Annotated in this window: 19 protein-coding genes; 7 read left to right on the top strand and 12 right to left on the bottom strand. The window is 57.9% G+C overall.

The genetic code is table 11. The features are described from left to right. The first annotated feature begins 159 nt into the window (after positions 1-159). Positions 160-528 (top strand): PilZ domain-containing protein, encoded by a 369-nt coding sequence (locus BMS17_RS16060; RefSeq protein WP_046028598.1) that lies wholly within the window; start codon positions 160-162, stop codon positions 526-528. Positions 529-559: 31 nt separating this feature from the next. On the opposite strand, the gene radA is transcribed toward BMS17_RS16060, so the two are convergent. From radA to katB, 3 genes are read right to left on the bottom strand one after another with little or no spacing between them, the layout of a single operon-like run. After that, entirely contained in the window at positions 560-1927 is a 1368-nt protein-coding gene (radA, locus tag BMS17_RS16055) for a DNA repair protein RadA (RefSeq protein ID WP_046028601.1), read from the bottom strand. A 45-nt stretch (positions 1928-1972) separates the two neighbouring features. Next, positions 1973-2515 carry an ankyrin repeat domain-containing protein gene (locus BMS17_RS16050; RefSeq protein ID WP_046028602.1) on the bottom strand — a complete coding sequence of 181 codons (543 nt, stop codon included), beginning with the start codon at positions 2513-2515 and terminating at the stop codon, positions 1973-1975. Positions 2516-2574: 59 nt separating this feature from the next. Next, entirely contained in the window at positions 2575-4116 is a 1542-nt protein-coding gene (katB, locus tag BMS17_RS16045) for a catalase KatB (protein WP_077431234.1), read from the bottom strand. Between the two features lie 285 nt (positions 4117-4401). Here katB and mscL point away from each other — a divergent pair, with 285 nt between their 5' ends. Further along, entirely contained in the window at positions 4402-4815 is a 414-nt protein-coding gene (gene mscL / locus BMS17_RS16040; RefSeq protein WP_077431233.1) for a large-conductance mechanosensitive channel protein MscL, read from the top strand. A 45-nt stretch (positions 4816-4860) separates the two neighbouring features. Here mscL and BMS17_RS16035 read toward each other — a convergent pair whose 3' ends face one another. Continuing rightward, positions 4861-5637, bottom strand: coding sequence for a ferredoxin--NADP reductase (locus BMS17_RS16035; RefSeq protein WP_046028606.1), 777 nt, complete (start codon positions 5635-5637; stop codon positions 4861-4863). A 355-nt stretch (positions 5638-5992) separates the two neighbouring features. Between BMS17_RS16035 and BMS17_RS16030 the strand changes: the two genes are divergently transcribed. After that, positions 5993-6703 (top strand): autoinducer binding domain-containing protein, encoded by a 711-nt coding sequence (locus BMS17_RS16030; RefSeq protein ID WP_077431232.1) that lies wholly within the window; start codon positions 5993-5995, stop codon positions 6701-6703. Between the two features lie 179 nt (positions 6704-6882). Continuing rightward, positions 6883-8007, top strand: a complete 1125-nt coding sequence (locus BMS17_RS16025) for a class I SAM-dependent methyltransferase (RefSeq protein ID WP_046028612.1) — start codon at positions 6883-6885, stop codon at positions 8005-8007. A 71-nt stretch (positions 8008-8078) separates the two neighbouring features. Here the strand turns inward: BMS17_RS16025 and BMS17_RS16020 are convergent, their stop codons facing one another. The 3 genes from BMS17_RS16020 to BMS17_RS16010 all read right to left on the bottom strand — a co-directional run bounded on the left by BMS17_RS16020 (position 8079) and on the right by BMS17_RS16010 (position 10781). Beyond that, positions 8079-8246, bottom strand: a complete 168-nt coding sequence (locus BMS17_RS16020; protein ID WP_077431231.1) for a DUF2474 domain-containing protein — start codon at positions 8244-8246, stop codon at positions 8079-8081. A gap of 84 nt (positions 8247-8330) precedes the next feature. After that, positions 8331-9338: a cytochrome d ubiquinol oxidase subunit II gene (gene cydB / locus BMS17_RS16015; protein WP_046028614.1), complete on the bottom strand. Its 1008-nt coding sequence runs from the start codon at positions 9336-9338 to the stop codon at positions 8331-8333. Positions 9339-9341: 3 nt separating this feature from the next. Beyond that, entirely contained in the window at positions 9342-10781 is a 1440-nt protein-coding gene (locus BMS17_RS16010; protein ID WP_046028615.1) for a cytochrome ubiquinol oxidase subunit I, read from the bottom strand. 396 nt (positions 10782-11177) lie between these two features. Here BMS17_RS16010 and BMS17_RS16005 point away from each other — a divergent pair, with 396 nt between their 5' ends. Then, a complete protein-coding gene (locus tag BMS17_RS16005; protein ID WP_046028617.1) occupies positions 11178-12416 on the top strand; it encodes an MFS transporter in 1239 nt (412 codons plus the stop codon). A 4-nt stretch (positions 12417-12420) separates the two neighbouring features. Here the strand turns inward: BMS17_RS16005 and BMS17_RS16000 are convergent, their stop codons facing one another. Then, positions 12421-12972, bottom strand: coding sequence for a DJ-1 family glyoxalase III (locus BMS17_RS16000; RefSeq protein WP_046028620.1), 552 nt, complete (start codon positions 12970-12972; stop codon positions 12421-12423). A gap of 67 nt (positions 12973-13039) precedes the next feature. After that, the gene (locus BMS17_RS15995; protein WP_046028622.1) at positions 13040-13495 is read right to left on the bottom strand and encodes a DUF4879 domain-containing protein; all 456 of its coding nucleotides are present in this window, start codon (positions 13493-13495) and stop codon (positions 13040-13042) included. A gap of 214 nt (positions 13496-13709) precedes the next feature. Here BMS17_RS15995 and BMS17_RS15990 point away from each other — a divergent pair, with 214 nt between their 5' ends. Together BMS17_RS15990 and trmA are read left to right on the top strand one after the other, a co-directional pair. After that, positions 13710-15005: an NCS2 family permease gene (locus tag BMS17_RS15990; RefSeq protein WP_046028625.1), complete on the top strand. Its 1296-nt coding sequence runs from the start codon at positions 13710-13712 to the stop codon at positions 15003-15005. Beyond that, positions 15002-16081: a tRNA (uridine(54)-C5)-methyltransferase TrmA gene (gene trmA, locus BMS17_RS15985; protein WP_077431230.1), complete on the top strand. Its 1080-nt coding sequence runs from the start codon at positions 15002-15004 to the stop codon at positions 16079-16081. Before BMS17_RS15990 ends, trmA begins: the two co-directional genes overlap by 4 nt. 51 nt (positions 16082-16132) lie before the next feature. On the opposite strand, the gene BMS17_RS15980 is transcribed toward trmA, so the two are convergent. The 3 genes from BMS17_RS15980 to BMS17_RS15970 all read right to left on the bottom strand — a co-directional run bounded on the left by BMS17_RS15980 (position 16133) and on the right by BMS17_RS15970 (position 17420). Beyond that, the gene (locus BMS17_RS15980) at positions 16133-16579 is read right to left on the bottom strand and encodes a DUF2442 domain-containing protein (protein WP_046028627.1); all 447 of its coding nucleotides are present in this window, start codon (positions 16577-16579) and stop codon (positions 16133-16135) included. Next, entirely contained in the window at positions 16576-17004 is a 429-nt protein-coding gene (locus BMS17_RS15975) for a hypothetical protein (protein ID WP_046028628.1), read from the bottom strand. Before BMS17_RS15975 ends, BMS17_RS15980 begins: the two co-directional genes overlap by 4 nt. Before the next feature lie 215 nt (positions 17005-17219). Next, positions 17220-17420: a 4-oxalocrotonate tautomerase family protein gene (locus tag BMS17_RS15970; protein WP_046028630.1), complete on the bottom strand. Its 201-nt coding sequence runs from the start codon at positions 17418-17420 to the stop codon at positions 17220-17222. Positions 17421-17440: the final 20 nt, after the last annotated feature.

The raw sequence follows: 17440 nt of genomic DNA, 5'->3' as shown, positions 1-17440 counted from the left end.
TTATGATTCCAGCCAGAGTGGACAAGAAAGAAAGCCACCCCGAGTTTAGCTCTCCTGACGGCAAAGGCCATACCCCAACATTGGTCTAAACGCCTGTCTGCGCTGGCAGGCTTTGATATTGCGGGTCTATAGTCAGCGTACCTTTTCGAGGATTACGCCATGAGCGAGCACGCCGCCGATCGCCGCCGCTTCAAACGTATCGCGTTCGATGCCAAAACCGAGTTGAGCCAAGGGGAATACATCTGGCCGGTGAAGCTGATCGACCTGTCGCTCAAGGGACTGCTGATCGAGAAGCCCGAGCCGTGGCTGGGAAATCGAGAGTGGCATTTCCTGGTCGATATTCACCTCACCGATGACGTTGCCATCAAGATGGATGTGCAACTGACCCACGATGATCATGGCCAGCTTGGCTTCGTCTGCAAACACATCAGCCTGGAATCGATTGAACGCCTGCGGCGGTTGATTGAACTCAACGTGGGAGACTCGCAAGAGCTGGAACGTGAGCTGGGGGCGTTGATCGAGATCTGAATTCACCCCCGGCTCCTACAGGAATTGCGGGTTACTCGAACAACGCGTCCAGTGCCTGTTCCAGACGGGTCACTGCAATTATCTGCAACCCCGGCGGTGATTCTTTCGGCGCATTGCCCTTGGGCACGATGGCGCGCTTGAAGCCGTGCTTGGCGGCTTCTTTCAGGCGTTCCTGACCGCTTGGCACCGGGCGCACTTCGCCCGACAGGCCGACTTCGCCAAACACCAACAGATCATGCGGCAGTGGCCGGTTACGCAAACTGGACATGACGGCCGCCATCAACGCCAGGTCTGATGCTGTTTCCAGCACCTTCACCCCGCCCACCACATTGAGGAATACGTCCTGATCGTGGGTCGGAATGCCGCCATGACGGTGTAAAACCGCGAGCAGCATCGCCAGGCGATTCTGATCCAGCCCCAGTGTTACCCGGCGCGGGTTGGCCAAATGACTGTCGTCCACCAAGGCCTGGACTTCCACCAGCATCGGTCGTGTGCCTTCCCACGTAGCCATGACCACACTGCCCGGTACTTCTTCCTGAGCGCGAGTGAGAAAAATCGCCGAGGGATTGGAGACTTCTTTCAAGCCCTTGTCGGTCATGCCGAACACACCCAATTCGTTAACTGCGCCAAAACGGTTTTTCACCGCCCGCAGCAAACGCAGACGCCCATCGGATTCGCCTTCGAAATACAGAACGGTGTCGACCATGTGCTCCAGCACGCGCGGACCGGCCAGAGCACCTTCTTTGGTCACGTGGCCGACCAGGAAAATCGCCGTGCCGCTTTGCTTGGCATAACGCACCAGCAGCGCTGCGCTCTCGCGAACCTGCGAGACACCGCCCGGTGCCGATTGCAGTTGTTCGGTGAAGATCGTCTGGATCGAGTCGATCACCATGACCTTGGGTTTTTCCACCCGGGCCGTGGCGATGATGGTTTCGATGCAGGTTTCGGTCATCACCCGCAGTTGGTCCTGCGGCAAACCCAGCCGGCGGGCGCGCATGGCCACTTGTTGCTGCGATTCTTCGCCGGTGACGTACAGCGCCGGCATGCTTTTGGCGAGGTTGCACAAGGTTTGCAACAGGATGGTCGATTTGCCGATGCCCGGGTCACCGCCGATCAGCACCACCGAACCGTCGACCAGGCCACCGCCCAGCACCCGATCGAGTTCACTGGAGGCTGTGGAAAACCGCGGTACTTCTTCGACACTGACTTCGGCCAGTGTCTTGATCTGGGCCTGCTGACCGGTCCAGCCAGTGCGACCGCTCGGGGCGGCGGCGCCACCGCTTTCCACCATGGTTTCGGTCAGCGTGTTCCAGGCCCCGCACTCGCCGCATTGGCCGGCCCACTTGGGGAAGGTTGAGCCACACTCGGTGCAGCCGTACATGCGCTTGGCCTTGGCCATCTGAACTCCCGGCAAAAACCGCGATGATAGCTCAGCTGACACCGATCAGCGCGGCGCGGCGGTACGGATTTCGCCGCTGGCCAGACGCGTGGCGCTGTTGCCTAACGGATCTTCGGCGTTCAGGTCCGCGCCTTTGGCCTTGAGTGCATCGAGCAACTCGGCACGTTTGAACAATCCGGCGTACATCGCCGCAGTCTGCCCCGCGCCGTTGCGCTGGTCCGGACTGCAACCGGCCGACAACAAGGTCCGGGCGATTTGCACTTCGCCTTTGAAAATCGCCCCCATCAATGCCGTGTTGCCTCGCTGATCCTGAGCACAGGCATCCGCGCCGGCGGCGAGCAAGCGATCGACTGCGCCGGTCTGGCCGTGATAAGCCGCCAGTATCAGCGCGGTATAACCCTTGCCATCGCGGGTATCGAGCGAGTATCCAGCCTCGATGAACGTGTCGAGCATTGGCACATCACCACGGCGGGCGGCGTCGAAGTAGTAATCCTGCAATTGAGCAGACAGCGCGGCCGCATCGTCACTTGTGGAGGAAAAGGCACTGGTCGAAAGCAACGCCAGCACCAGAAACAGATAATCACGCATCGCAATCTCCTTGGCTCGACGGGACCTCACCCGAGGTCCCGCTTTTCAGGCAAACGCGGTCAGTCGACCAGGTTGGCCGCCAGCGCCTTGACCCGGCTCAGGTCACCCTTGGCCACCTTGGTCACGCCCGTCCCGTATTCCGGGTCGGCCTTGTAGAGGAACGACAGGATGATGTGCTTGCTCTCGTCATCGGTTGTCGCGAGCGAACCGCCAAAACTCTCGATCAGGTCATTTCGCTCTTTTTTGCTGAAGGAGCGATACAGATCACCAGCCTGCTTGAAGTTTTGCTCGCGCTGGATCTTCGCCTGCTGGGTGCTGCCCGTCAGCGCCGATTGGCTGTAGCGCGCGGCTTGCGGTTCTTCGCGGGGCATTAGACGACTCGGCTGATAATTCACGCCTGTACTGCTTTGACCGATGTTCATCGCGCCGTCCTGATTACCGTTATTCACGGCAACTTTTGGCGCATTGATCGGCAACTGCAGCGCATTGGCGCCCAGACGATAGAGTTGCGTATCGGCGTAGGAGAACACTCGCCCTTGCAATAAGCGATCTTCCGAAGGCTCGATACCGGGAACAAGATTGGCGGGGGCCATGGCGACTTGTTCGGTTTCCTGGAAGACATTCGAAGGATTACGATTCAAGACCATTTGTCCAACTTTTCGTTCAGGAACTCCGGGCCAGATCTTGGTCGCGTCCAATGGATCGAAATCAAACTTGTACAGATCTTGTGATTTTACAACCTGAACGTACAAGTCCCACTTCGGAAAATCGCCCTTGTTAATATGCGCAACCAAGTCATTTGTCATATGACTGTAATCTTTACCTTGAACTTCTGTCACGGACTTTGGATCGAGATTATTAATCCCCTGCAAACTCTTCCAGTGAAACTTCACGTAGTGCACATCGCCTTTGGCGTTAACTAACTTGTAGGCGTGCACACCGTTGCCATCCATTTCCCGATAACTGGCGGGAGTACCAGAGTTGGAATACAACTCGGTCAGGGTGCGAGTGGCTTCCGGGACATGGGAGAAGAAGTCGAAACGCCGCGAATCATCGTCGAGGTTGGTGCGAGGGTCTGGTTTAAACGCATGGACCATGTCTGGAAACTTGATCGCGTCACGGATGAAGAAGGTCGGAAAATTGTTGCCCACCAGGTCCCAGTTGCCGTCGGCGGTGTAGAACTTGGTGGCGAAACCGCGAGGGTCGCGCAGGGTTTCCGGCGAATGGTTGCCATGAACAACGGCGGAGAAACGCACGAACACCGGTGTGCTCTGGCCACCAGCAAACACTTTCGCCTTGGTCAGGTCGCTCAGGTCATTGGTCACGGTGAACGTGCCATGGGCCCCGGTGCCACGAGCATGCACCACACGCTCAGGAATGCGCTCACGGTCAAAGCGCTGCAGCTTCTGGATCAGTTGCACGTCCTGCAACAGCACCGGGCCAGTGGCACCCGCGGTTTGTGAGTTCTGGTTATCCCCCACGGCAGCACCGTTATCGCGGGTCAGTGTTGCAGCATGGACGGAGAAGGACAGTAGAGTGGCGGTTAAAACGCCAAAGGTACGCCGATGGGGAAAAGTCCCCGGGCCGATGGTCGAAGTCATATCAGGTTCCTCTGTTTTCAAGACGCACTCCCAGTGCGTGGACCAGAGGCTAGGGACCGAAGCGGTAAAACTTAAATAGAAATATCGCAACGTGACGATTCAGAATTTTATGTCGCCAATCAGTTACTTAACGCGTATTTTGCGCGCGATTGCTGGCACTTTGCCTTTTAATTGCCGGCAAACAGGTCAATTACATCGAGCATTGTAATTAGGTGTTTCGAGCACGAGTCGTTTTGCTGATTTACACTGCGTTCACCAACCTCATCTGTAACAAGGAAATAACCTATGGGCGTGATAAGTGAGTTCAAGGCCTTCGCGGTCAAAGGTAATGTGATCGACATGGCGGTCGGTATCATCGTCGGCGCGGCCTTCGGCAAGATCGTTACGTCGTTTGTCGGTGACGTGGTCATGCCGCCCATTGGCCTGTTGATCGGCGGGGTCGACTTCAGTGATCTGGCCATTACGCTTAAGGCCGCCGAAGGCAACGCCCCGGCCGTGGTGATGGCCTACGGCAAATTTATCCAGAGCATGATTGACTTCGTCATTGTCGCGCTCGCGATTTTCATGGGGATCAAAGCGATCAACCAACTGAAGCGCGAAGAGGCCGCCGCCCCGACACTGCCGCCGGTTCCGAGCAAGGAAGAAGAGTTGTTGAGCGAAATCCGCGACCTTCTCAAAGCCCAGAACAATCGGCCCTGACAGGCTGGCTGCAACAAGAAACGGCGCCTTTGGGGCGCCGTTTTTTTACCAGAAGTTTTCCACAGCCACTTGGCCGGGTCGTCGACTGAGACTCAAGTGCATGTCACGCTGTTTGAGCAATTTACGCGTGTCATCGATCATCTGCGGATTGCCACACAACATGACCCGCGAATGCTCGGCCGTCAGCGCCACGCCTGCTGCCCGTTCCAGCTCGCCATTTTCGATCAGCGTAGTGATCCGTCCATTCAGGGCGCCAGGGTGTTGCTCGCGAGTGACGGTGGCGATGAACTGCAACTTGTGGGCGTATTCGGCCAGATAATCGCGTTGCCCCAACTCGGCGATCAGCGCCTGATAAGCCAGTTCCCGGGCTTCGCGCACGCTATAGACAAGGAGAATGCGCTCGAATTTCTCCCACACTTCGAAGTCCTGCAGGATCGACAGAAACGGCGCAATGCCGGTGCCTGTGGATAACAACCAGAGGTCACGCCCATCGACAAAGCGGTCAGGGGTCAAATAACCAAAGGCCTGGCGGTCGACCAGTAAGGTATCGCCGACGTCCAGGCGACTCAGCTCGCTGGTGAACTCCCCGCCTGGCACCACAATGGAGAAGAACTCGAGAAACTCGTCATAGGGTGAGGACACCATCGAATAGGCACGCCAGACCGTACCGCCATCCGCCTTGGTAACGCCTAGCCGGGCAAACTGCCCCGCCCTGAAACGAAAGCCCGGATCCCGGGTAACCCGCAGGGTAAAGAGATTCGGGGTCAACGGCTGGACGTCGAGCAAGGTTTGGCGAGTGAACTTTTCGGCACTGGCGGTCATGGGTCGCTCCATTGAACTGATACCGCCAGTGTCTCGCAAAGCAGATGATGTAAACACTGATAATTTGTAGTGTCTTTAGAAATGAGATCCGCTGTTAGTCGCACTGAGTTGTACAAGTGTTTATACATCGTCAAGGACATTCGAAAACTTGTACAAAAAACAATAAATAGAATTACATGCACCATGCTAGATAGTTTTACTGCGCCTCCCAAAGCTAAGAACCAGATATGCACTTCAGATAGTTTTCAAGAGCAAAAAAATTGCAGCGCTTATGTAGGATTACTCCTACACTCGGCACGTGCTGGATCTCGGATCCAAACATGCACCCCCAAGATGTTCGCATGGAGTTATTGCAATGAAAATGTGGAAGGAGTCACAGTTACGACAGATATACGACGCCAAGGAAATTAAATCCGCCTATGAAATTTCACTCGATCTGATCCAGTGTCTTGGCTTCAATTTCTGTGCTTTTTCAATTACATCCTCCGCGGACGGGCTTAATTGCGACACGGTAAATTTTAACAATTACCCGCCCGATTGGAACACGAAGTATGAACATGAACATTTTTGTGACATAGATCCAATACTAGCTCATTGCAATCAATCAGAGCTGCCAATTCTTTGGGAGGATGAGGTCTTTTCAAAGGCTCCTCAGTTGAGACAGGCGCAAAAAAAACAAGGCTTGCAGTATGGCTGGTCACAATCGTTACACGACGGTAGCGGTCTGCGCAGTATGTTTAGCCTGGCCAGAAGCAGCCCCCCGATCACTGCCGAGGAACTGTATGGACATCTGGGTTACGTCATTTTCATCAACCACCATATGCATGATCTCGCGGCTCAAAAACTGCGGCATCGCCTGCCGACAGCCTGCACACCTCATTTGTCGACGCGTGAAGTCGAAATCCTGAAATTGTCGGCCGACGGCAAGACCGCCTATGAATGCTCCAGAATTCTCAGCATCAGCGAACGCACCATCAATTTCCATGTGCGCAGCGCGATCCAGAAGTTTGGCGTGAACAACAAGATTGCAGCGGTGATAAAGGCGGTGAGGACGGGCGCCATCTGAATCCACCCGGTTCATGGAAAACCCGCGAGTAATCCAACCGAAAAAAAAGTACCATTTGCGGTCCCCCCTGAGTGATGACGTGTTTAACATCTCGTCGATGTGCACTCGGACGGTCCCGCCCGCTACAACGCCTTCGGCAGCGGGACACCACACCCGTTGACTACCCAGAGCCCCGCCTCATGCCCCTGCTCGAAACGCCCTTCGCCCAACTCGATCTGATCCGTCAGCCAGAGCAGCAGAACGAACCGCTGCAAGCTTTCGATGCGGCTGACGAATACCTGCTCAACCATCTCGCTGAACAACACCCCACGGCTGAGACTCGGGTATTGGTGCTCAACGACAGTTTTGGCGCGCTGGCTGCCAGCCTCGCGGGCAAGGTCCGGGTCATCAGCAACGGCGACTCGTTCCTGGCCTTTCAGGGACTGGAGAAAAACCTGATCCGTAACGGCCAGGCGTTTGACGCGGTGCCCCATGTGCCTGCCAGCGAAGTGCTCAGTGGCCCGTTTGACCGGGTATTGATCCGCGTACCGAAAACCCTGGCGTTGCTGGAGGAACAATTGATTCGCCTGCAAAGCCAACTGGCGCCGGGCGCCCAGGTGATTGCGGCGGCGATGGTCAAGCATCTGCCACGTGCTGCCGGTGATCTGCTGGAACGCTACATCGGCCCGGTGCAAGCCTCCCTGGCGGTGAAAAAGGCCCGGCTATTGATCGCCACACCTGAAGCAAAAGCGCCTGCCGTGTCCCCCTACCCTTCGCGCTACCAACTCGATGACCCGGCCATTGAGCTGCTCAACCATGCCAATGTGTTCTGCCGCGAAGGCCTGGACATCGGCACGCGGGCCTTTCTGCCGCACTTGCCGAAAAACCTTGGCACCGCGCGAGTGGCCGACCTCGGGTGTGGTAATGGCGTGTTGGCCATTGCCAGTGCGCTGCAAAACCCCGAGGCGCAGTACACGTTGGTGGACGAGTCGTTCATGGCGGTGCAATCGGCCGCCGAAAACTGGCACGCGGCGCTGGGTGACAGAGCGGTCGTAGTGCGGGCAGGCGATGGCCTGACGGGGCAAGAACCGCAATCCCTGGACGTAGTGCTGTGCAATCCGCCCTTCCACCAGCAACAAGTCGTCGGCGACTTCCTCGCCTGGCGCATGTTCCAGCAAGCCCGTGAAGCGCTGGTGGTAGGTGGCGCGCTGTACATCGTCGGCAACCGCCACCTGGGTTACCACAGCAAGCTCGCCCGACTGTTCCGTGGCGTCGAGCAAGTGGCCGCCACCCCAAAATTCGTGATTCTCAAAGCCCGCAAATAAGCGCGGGCAAAAAAAACCCTCCACGCGGGAGGGTTGCAAGTCCGTGCCTCCAAGGCAACGGGATGGGATCTTCAGTGTGTGGTCAGCCCCGCAGCATTCATGAACATGCGCATCAGGCTCGCCACAATAAACAGGGCTGCGACGCTACCGACCCAGATCAGGGCCAGCCATCCAAGCCGTTGCCACAGCGGCTTTTTTTCGGCTTCTTCAATGTCGTGCAGGGAATGTTTGCCGTTCATTGCATCGATCCTCAGTCAGATCGATGGCGCCGGTGAGGGCGCCATCGTCGGAACGCCGCCCGGAGCAAGCTCGCTCCCAGGGTGTTAGTGATAACCGTCTTCGTGGGTCACCTTGCCGCGGAACACGTAGTAGCTCCAGAAGGTGTATCCCAGGATGAACGGTATGATGAACAACGTGCCCACCAGCATGAAGCCCTGACTTTGCGGCGGTGCAGCGGCGTCCCAGATCGAGATCGACGGTGGCACGATGTTCGGCCACAGGCTGATGCCCAAACCGCTGTAGCCGAGGAAGATCAGCACCAGCGTCAGCAGGAATGGCGTGTAGTGCGCATTGCGGGCAACGGCGCGGATCAAACCGTACATGGTCACCAGCACCAGAATCGGCACAGGCATGAACCAAAACAGGTTGGGCAACGTGAACCAGCGAGCGGCGATTTCGGCGTGGGCCAATGGCGTCCAGATGCTGACGATACCGATCACCGCCAACACCACGAAAGCCAGCGGCCGTGCCAGGTCGTGCATTTGCGCTTGCAACTTGCCTTCGGTTTTCATGATCAGCCAGGTGCAGCCGAGTAGCGCATAAGCCACCACGAGCGCCACACCGCAAAACAGGGTGAACGGTGTCAGCCAGTCCAGCGAACCACCGGCAAACTGGCGATTGACCACCGGCAACCCATCAATGAAAGCCCCCAACGCCACGCCCTGGAAGAAGGTCGCGGTGACGGACCCACCGATAAATGCCTTGTCCCAGAGATGGCGTTTGTCGTCCCGGGCCTTGAAGCGAAATTCAAAGGCCACACCACGGAAAATCAACCCGATAAGCATCAGGATCAGTGGCAGGTACAACGCCGAAAGCACCACCGAATACGCCAGCGGGAAGGCGCCAAACAATGCCGCGCCGCCCAATACCAGCCAGGTTTCGTTTCCGTCCCACACCGGTGCAACGGTGTTCATCATGACGTCGCGGTCGGTCTTGCCCGGGATGAACGGGAAGAGAATCCCGATGCCCAGGTCGAAGCCGTCCATCACCACGTACATCATGATGCCGAAAATGATGATCACGGCCCAGATCAGCGGAAGATCAATACCCATGACTCAAATCTCCTTGGTCAGGCTGTGGCTGTGGTCGCTTTCACCGCTGTCATCAGCGGCAGACAGCGGACGCGCTGGCGTGCGTTTCTGGCCTGGCCCACCGTCGTTGGTTTCCTTGCCTTCGTCGATCTTCGGCCCTTTGCGCACAAGACGCATCATGTAGCCCAGGCCGGCACCGAACAGCGCGAAATAGACCACGACGAACAGAATCAACGTGATGCTCATCTGCACGAAGCTATGGTTGGAGGAGGCATCCGCCGTGCGCATCAGACCGTAAACCACCCAAGGCTGGCGGCCGATTTCCGTGGTAAACCAACCCGCGAGGATGGCGATCAGACCGGACGGGCCCATCCACAACGCCAGGTAAAGGAACGGTCGCGAGGTGTAAAGCTTGTCGCGTTTGCGCAGCCACAGGCTCCACAAACCGGTGAAGATCATCAGCATGCCCAAGCCGACCATGATCCGGAACGACCAGAACACAATCGTCGAATTCGGCCGGTCTTCAGGCGGGAACTCCTTGAGCGCCGGCACCTGCTTGTCCAGCGAATGAGTAAGAATCAGGCTGCCCAGGTACGGAATCTCGACGGCAAATCTGGTTCTTTCTTCTTTCATGTCCGGCCAGCCGAACAGGATCAGTGGGGTCGGCTCATCACCCTTGTTTTCCCAGTGGCCTTCAATCGCAGCGATTTTCGCCGGTTGATGCTTGAGCGTATTGAGGCCGTGGAAATCACCGATGACGGCTTGAATCGGCGCCACGATCAAGGCCATCCACATGGCCATCGAGAGCATGGTGCGGATCGCCGGGTTGTCCTTGCCGCGCAGCAAATGCCAGGCCGCCGAAGAACCCACGAAAAACGCCGTGGCCACGAACGCTGCGGTCGCCATGTGCATCAGGCGATAGGGGAACGAGGGGTTGAAAATCACCGCCAGCCAGTCGGTTGGAATCACCTGGCCATTAACGATTTCGAAACCCTGAGGCGTTTGCATCCAGCTGTTGGATGCCAAAATCCAGAACGTCGAGATCAGCGTGCCGATGGCCACCATGACCGTGGCGAAGAAGTGCAGTTTGCGTCCGACCTTGTTCCAGCCAAACAACATGACCCCAAGGAAACCCGCTTCGAGGAAGAAAGCCGTCAGGACTTCGTACGTCAGCAATGGCCCGGTCACCGAACCGGCGAAGTCCGAGAAGCGACTCCAGTTGGTGCCGAACTGATACGCCATGACCAACCCGGAGACCACGCCCATGCCGAAGTTGACGGCAAATATCTTCGACCAGAAGTGATACAGGTCACGGTAGGTGTCGTTATGGGTTTTCAGCCACAGACCTTCGAGCACCGCCAGGTAACTCGCCAGGCCAATGGTGATGGCCGGGAACAGAATGTGAAACGAGATGGTAAACGCGAACTGAATTCGGGCGAGATCAAGTGCCTCTAAACCGAACATAAGTCATCCTCTGTCAGGTAATACGGCTGCTGGCTGGAAGCCTGCATCCACGGTTCCCACGGGTATGGAGTGCGGCGAATTCAAATTCGTTCTTTTTTTTACAAGCATCGCAACGCAGGGATTCTGGCTGGCCGCCGGATCAATTCCCTGGGGAGTTTTGATCTGGGTCAATCAACGTTGAAAGAGTAGTCCCAATTCTGTTGATGAACCGCGTGGTCTTTTGCCGCGTGACAAGTTGCCTCATGGTATTGGTCACGGGCTGAAATACATTCCATGGTCATAGATAGCCAAAGGTGAATGAAATCGATGTCTGGCTAACGATTTTTTCGCTCATGGCAACTTCCTGTTACAGCTTGGTGATAATCTCGCCGCTCCACTCTCCAGATTTGCCTCCAGATGCCCAGCCAAGCGCCCTTGCTGTTACGTCATCATCGCCCTTTCCTTGCGTTCTGGCTGGCCCGGGTGTTTACCGCCAGTGGTTTTCAGATGCTCACCGTGGCCATTGGCTGGAACCTCTACCAACTGACCGGCAACGTGCTCGACCTGGGCTTGGTCGGCTTGGTGGAGTTCGCACCGCGCGTGCTGTTCATGCTGCACACCGGGCATGTCGCCGACCGCTATGACCGGCGCAAAGTCGCTGCGATCTGTCAGTCCTTGCAAGCGCTGATCGCCTTGTCCCTGGCCATTGGCAGCGCGACCGATCATGTCACCCGGGAAATGATCTTCATCCTCGCGTTTCTGCTCGGTGCCGCGCGATCTTTCGAAATGCCCACCACTCAAGCCCTGTTGCCGAGCATCGTGCCCAGTGCGCTGTTTCCTCGCGCGGTGGCCGCCGCACAATCGGCGCAACAGTCAGCCACCATCGTCGCCCCGGCGCTCGGGGGGTTGCTCTATGCCTTCGGCAGCGTCTGGGTGTATGGCCCGACGGTGATCCTCTACATCATTGCGTGCGTGCTGATGCTCAACCTGCCGGCCCGGCAAACGCCGTTGAACAAGGGCAAGGCAACCCTCGACTCGCTGCTGGCGGGCATCCGCTTCATCCGCAGTCGCCCGGACATTCTCGGGGCGATTTCTCTGGATCTGTTTGCCGTGCTGCTCGGTGGCGCGACGGCGCTGCTGCCGGTTTTTGCCAAAGACATCCTGCTGACCGGCCCGTGGGGGCTAGGCCTGCTGCGTTCCGCGCCGGCAGTCGGAGCACTGTTGATGTCGCTGTTCCTGGCGCGATTTGCGGTTGAACGCAACGTCGGACGCGTGATGTTCACGGCTGTCGGGGTGTTCGGCGTGGCCACCATCGCGTTCGGTCTCTCGACTTCGTTCTGGTTCTCACTCGCGGTGCTGGTGGTGCTGGGCGCGGCAGACATGATCAGCATGGTGATCCGCGCCTCGTTCGTGCAATTGGAAACACCGGACGAAATGCGCGGCCGGGTCAGCGCCGTCAACGGTTTGTTCATCGGCGCTTCGAACCAGTTGGGCGAGTTCGAATCCGGCCTGACCGCCCACTGGTTCGGCACCGTGCCGGCAGTGGTCATGGGCGGGATCGGCACATTGGTGGTGACCGGGACCTGGGTGAAACTGTTCCCGACCTTGGCCAACCGTGACCGCATGCATGTGCCGGTGGAAGAAGTGAAGGTCTGAACCTCTAAACCAACAACTCCCCCGCCACTGCCGTTCGTGTGGCTTTGCCGCAGAGTTGTTCCACCAGCGTCAAGGCAAATGCCAGCGCGGCCCCGGAACCCTGGGCGGTTATGCAGTTGCCGTCGACCACCACTGGTTGATCGACGAAGTTGCAACCTGACAATTGATGGCTGGCCGACGGCAGGCAGGTCATGCGTCGCTGGCGCAATACGCCAAATTGTTGCAACGCGACCGCCGGGGATTCGGCGATGCCCGCGAACAGACGTCCGGCGGCGGCTTGATCCTTGATCAATTGTTGCAGGGGTTGGTGCGCCGCCAGGTGTTGCGCGCCCACGGCGCCGCCGGGCAAGGCGATGAGGTCGAACGGCTGGGCCAGCAAGTCCACGAGCATGGCATCGGCCGTCAGCCGGGTGCCACGGGCGCAGGTGAGCATGCGCCGCCCCTCGATGCTGGCCACTACCACTTCAACCTTGGCGCGGCGCAGCACATCGACGAGGGTCACTGTTTGCAGGTCATCGATGCCCTCGGCGAGGGTAATCAAAGCTCTAAAGGTCATGGGGACAGTCCACAGGGTGATCTTTAAAGCGTAGTCAGCTTTCGGGCGCAGCCGTTACTTGCGGCCGTTATTTGATGTAGAGCTGTGTCGACATCGTATTGCCCGGCGCGTTGATCGAGGTATTGCTAAAGGTGAAGACGCCGTCCTGCTTGCCGGCCAGATCCAGAATGTACAGATAACCGACGGTTTTTCGCCCCACGGTGCACTCGGTCAGATTACCGGTATCAAAAGCGCAGACCGGCGTGCGAGTGCCGTTCACTTCAAACCCGTCCAATGCGACATGGGCCTCTCGTCCGTAGCCGATTTCCAGCACGTAGACTTTGATGTTCGGCCCGCTGTGGTCGCAGCGCGTCTGATCCTGCCCCTCGGCGATGTCTTCAAAGCCACAACCGGGTGATTCGACCTTCAGCACCTTCATCTGGCTCAACGGTGGCGCCATTGCGGCCAAGGCGCTTTGTGCCCCCAAAAGCAAGGCAGCCATGACACCAATGACAGCGATTACACGCGTTTTCATGCAATACATAGTGACCCCCAAAACCGGCGCGCAGTATGGCTCACTTCGCTTGACGGCAAAACATCGACGACGATCACAGCCATAAGCAGCCATAACCCCACGCTGCTGGTATGATGCGCGGCTTTTTCCGGCCCACAGTATTTTCCCAGGCGCGTTCAGCGGTCTGTGCTTTGCTGTTGAGGTCGATACATTCACGGCGCCCGGCGCGCCACGGGGAGCAGACATGCTGGAAAGGCTGTTTCAACTCAAGGCACATAACACCAACGTGCGGACCGAGATTCTGGCGGGCGTCACGACTTTCTTGGCCATGGCCTACATTCTATTCGTCAACCCGAGCATCCTCGGCGAGACCGGCATGGACAAGGGCGCGGTGTTCGTCGCTACCTGTCTGGCCGCCGCCATTGGCTCCACGATCATGGGCCTGATCGCCAACTACCCGATTGCGCTCGCGCCGGGCATGGGCTTGAACGCCTTCTTCACCTACACCGTGGTCCTGCACATGGGCCACACCTGGCAAGTGGCGCTGGGTGCGGTGTTTATTTCGGCGGTGTGCTTCTTCCTGCTGTCGATCTTCCGCATCCGTGAATGGATCATCAATAGCATCCCGCTGCCGCTGCGCTCGGCGATTGCCGCTGGTATCGGCCTGTTCCTGGCACTGATCGCCCTGCATAACGCAGGTATCGTGGTCAGCAACCCGGCGACCATGGTCGGCCTCGGTGACCTGAAACAACCCGCCCCGATCCTTGCGACCCTGGGTTTTGCCCTGATCGTTGCCCTTGAAGCCCTGGCCGTGCGCGGCGCAGTACTGATCGGCATTCTGGTGGTCACCATCGTTTCGATCGTAATGGGCTTCACCCCGTTCGGCGGCGTAATGTCGATGCCACCGTCGCTGGCCCCGACCTTCATGCAACTGGACATCAAAGGCGCACTGGACATCGGTCTGGTCAGCGTGATTTTTGCCTTCCTGTTCGTCGACCTGTTCGACAACTCCGGCACCCTGATCGGCGTTGCCAAGCGTGCCGGCCTGATGGGCAAGGACGGCCACATGCCGAAAATGGGTCGCGCCCTGATCGCCGACAGCACCGCGGCCATGGCCGGTTCGCTGCTGGGCACCTCGACCACGACCAGCTACATCGAATCCGCAGCCGGCGTGAGTGCCGGTGGCCGCACCGGCCTGACGGCCGTCGTGGTCGCGATTCTGTTTCTGCTGGCACTGTTCTTCTCGCCACTGGCGGCCAGCGTTCCGGCGTTTGCCACGGCACCGGCACTGCTGTTCGTCGCCGTATTGATGACCTCCGGCCTGGCCGAAATAGACTGGGACGACATTACCGTTGCCGCACCGGTGGTGATCACTGCGCTGGCCATGCCGTTCACTTATTCCATCGCCAACGGCATCGCCTTCGGTTTCATCTCGTGGACCGCCATCAAGTTGATGTCCGGTCGCGGCCGTGAACTGAACCCGGCGCTGGTGATCCTGTCGATTCTGTTCGTGATCAAGCTGGGTTGGTTCAACGCATGACTTTTGATTCCCAGGCCTACGCCGTTCAGCTCGAAGAAAAGGTCACGCGCCTGCGTGACCTGCTGGCCCCGTTCGATGCACCTGAACCGGCCGTCTTCGACTCGCCGCTGCAAAACTTCCGCCTGCGCGCCGAATTCCGCCTGTGGCGTGAAGGCGGTGAGCGGCACTACGCGATGTTTTCCCAGGAAGACAAGCGCACGCCGATCCTGATCGAAGAGTTCCCGATCGCAAGCTTGCGCATCAACCAGTTGATGCCCCAGTTGAAGGCCGCCTGGAAAGCCAGCGCGGCGCTGAGCCACAAGCTGTTCCAGGTGGAGTTCCTGACCACCCTGGCCGGCGATGCGATGATCACCCTGTGCTATCACCGTCCGCTGGACGAACACTGGCATGCGGCGGCAACGAAACTGGCCGCCGACCTGAACGTCAGCATCATCGGCCGCTCCAAGGGCAAGCGCGAAGTGATCGGTCACGATTATGTGGTCGAGAAACTGGAAGTCGGCGGTCGCACCTTCAGCTACCGCCAACCGGAAGGTGCGTTCACCCAGCCCAACGGCACCGTCAATCAGAAGATGCTCAACTGGGCTTACGACGCACTGGGCGACCGCGCGGACGATTTGCTGGAGCTCTATTGCGGCAACGGCAACTTCACCCTGCCGCTCGCGACCCGCGTACGCAAAGTGCTGGCCACCGAAATCAGCAAGACCTCGGTCAATGCTGCACTGAGCAACCTCAGCGAAAACGCGGTGGATAACGTCACCCTGGTACGTTTGTCTGCCGAAGAGCTGACCGAAGCGCTGAACGAAGTCCGCCCTTTCCGTCGCTTGCATGGCATCGACCTCAAGAGCTATGAGTTCGGCAGCGTATTCGTCGACCCGCCCCGCGCCGGCATGGACCCGGACACCTGCGAGTTGACTCGACGCTTCGACAATATCCTCTACATTTCCTGCAACCCGGAAACCCTGGCGGCGAACATCGCCCAGTTGCACGACACGCACCGCATCACTCAGTGCGCAATGTTCGATCAGTTCCCGTGGACCCATCACATGGAATCCGGGGTGTTGTTGACCCGTCGTTGATTGCAGCCGATACAAACAAGCCGTCATCACGACGGCTTTTTTGTGGGCGGATCAAAGAGCCGCGTCGACCTTGCGCGGACGACCGCCCTTTTTGCCATTGGCCCGTGCAGCCTCGCTTTTGGCAGCGCTACTCTGACGACCATTGCGCGAGGCGACGACTGAAGAGGCCATGTCCATCAGCGACTTGCTCGCCGAAATCAACCCGGCAATGGAGACCTGTAAATCCCTGCCTTCATGGCACAGAGCGGTTCCCGAAAAGCCAACCTTCAAATCAGCGAATTCTCCAGCGTCAAAGCCATCAAATTCCGGGTAACTCTTAACCGGAAGGAGCACGCCGCTGCCGTCCTCAAAGCTGATGACCAGGCAATGTCCTGACCAAGCCACTGCAGTCGCATTCAATCCGCTACGACGACTCAACTCGCCTCGCTGAAGCGCCTGCTCCAGTGCAGCTTCAGTGACGGGGCTATCCGCCTGGTTTTTCGCCTTTATCGTTTTCATAATTCAATTTCCACTCCCTCCGCAGCCCCCACCAGGGCCAACAGAGTCTTGTTCGCCTCAGGCTCGTAACAGGCCGAGCCAATCATGTATGTCGTGCTGGCGATTCGTTTCATCACGACCACTTCATTGCCCTCCCAATCCCACAACTGATTGTCCAGGCACGCTGTATGCAGTTTGCTCCACCAGATGCCACGGGCTCTCCGTAAATGCGCAGGCTGCCGAAGCGCCTGTCGTAATCCTTCCAGTACCGCTGAAGGTGGCCGCTGTGAAAGAGGAACGACATCCCAGAGTTCGACGCCGTTGTGCCAGAAACTGAATTTGAAGCGTGCGCCCCATGTTCCTGCATCTACATGGACATGAGGCGGACAATGTTCGTCGCGCAGCATGATGACCAATGACAAGCCTTTGTAGCGGCATACGTCCATGCTAACCCATCCGTTAGGTTATAGATTGCAAAGATTCTCCACTCCTTGAAGAACCCGATAACTGGCGCTGATTGCTTGATGAACAATTCAGGATTGAGACTAGCTTCCGAGAGCTTTTCGACTTGTCGATTGCCGCCCCAAATAGTAAGCAATCCTTTCACCACACCCACAAAAAAGCCGTCACGAGGACGGCTGTCTTGAGTTGCACCCCATCATTACGACTGCTTCCTATGCTCGGTAACGGTCAGCCCCGCATGCCCCCAGTTATCGGTATCCACCTCTTCGATCACGATATGGGTCACTTCCGGAGGCTTGCCGAGGACACGCTGCAGGGTTTCGGTAATTTCAGCGATGACCTGGGCTTTCTGCTCACGGGTAACGCCTTCACGGGTAATACGCACGCTAACGAAAGGCATGATGCTGCTCCTGTCCGGTA

Source organism: Pseudomonas sp. C9, from assembly GCF_002000165.1.
GTDB lineage: Bacteria > Pseudomonadota > Gammaproteobacteria > Pseudomonadales > Pseudomonadaceae > Aquipseudomonas.
Note: the sequence above shows the minus strand (reverse complement) of the source record. Positions and strands in the feature narration are given on the sequence as shown.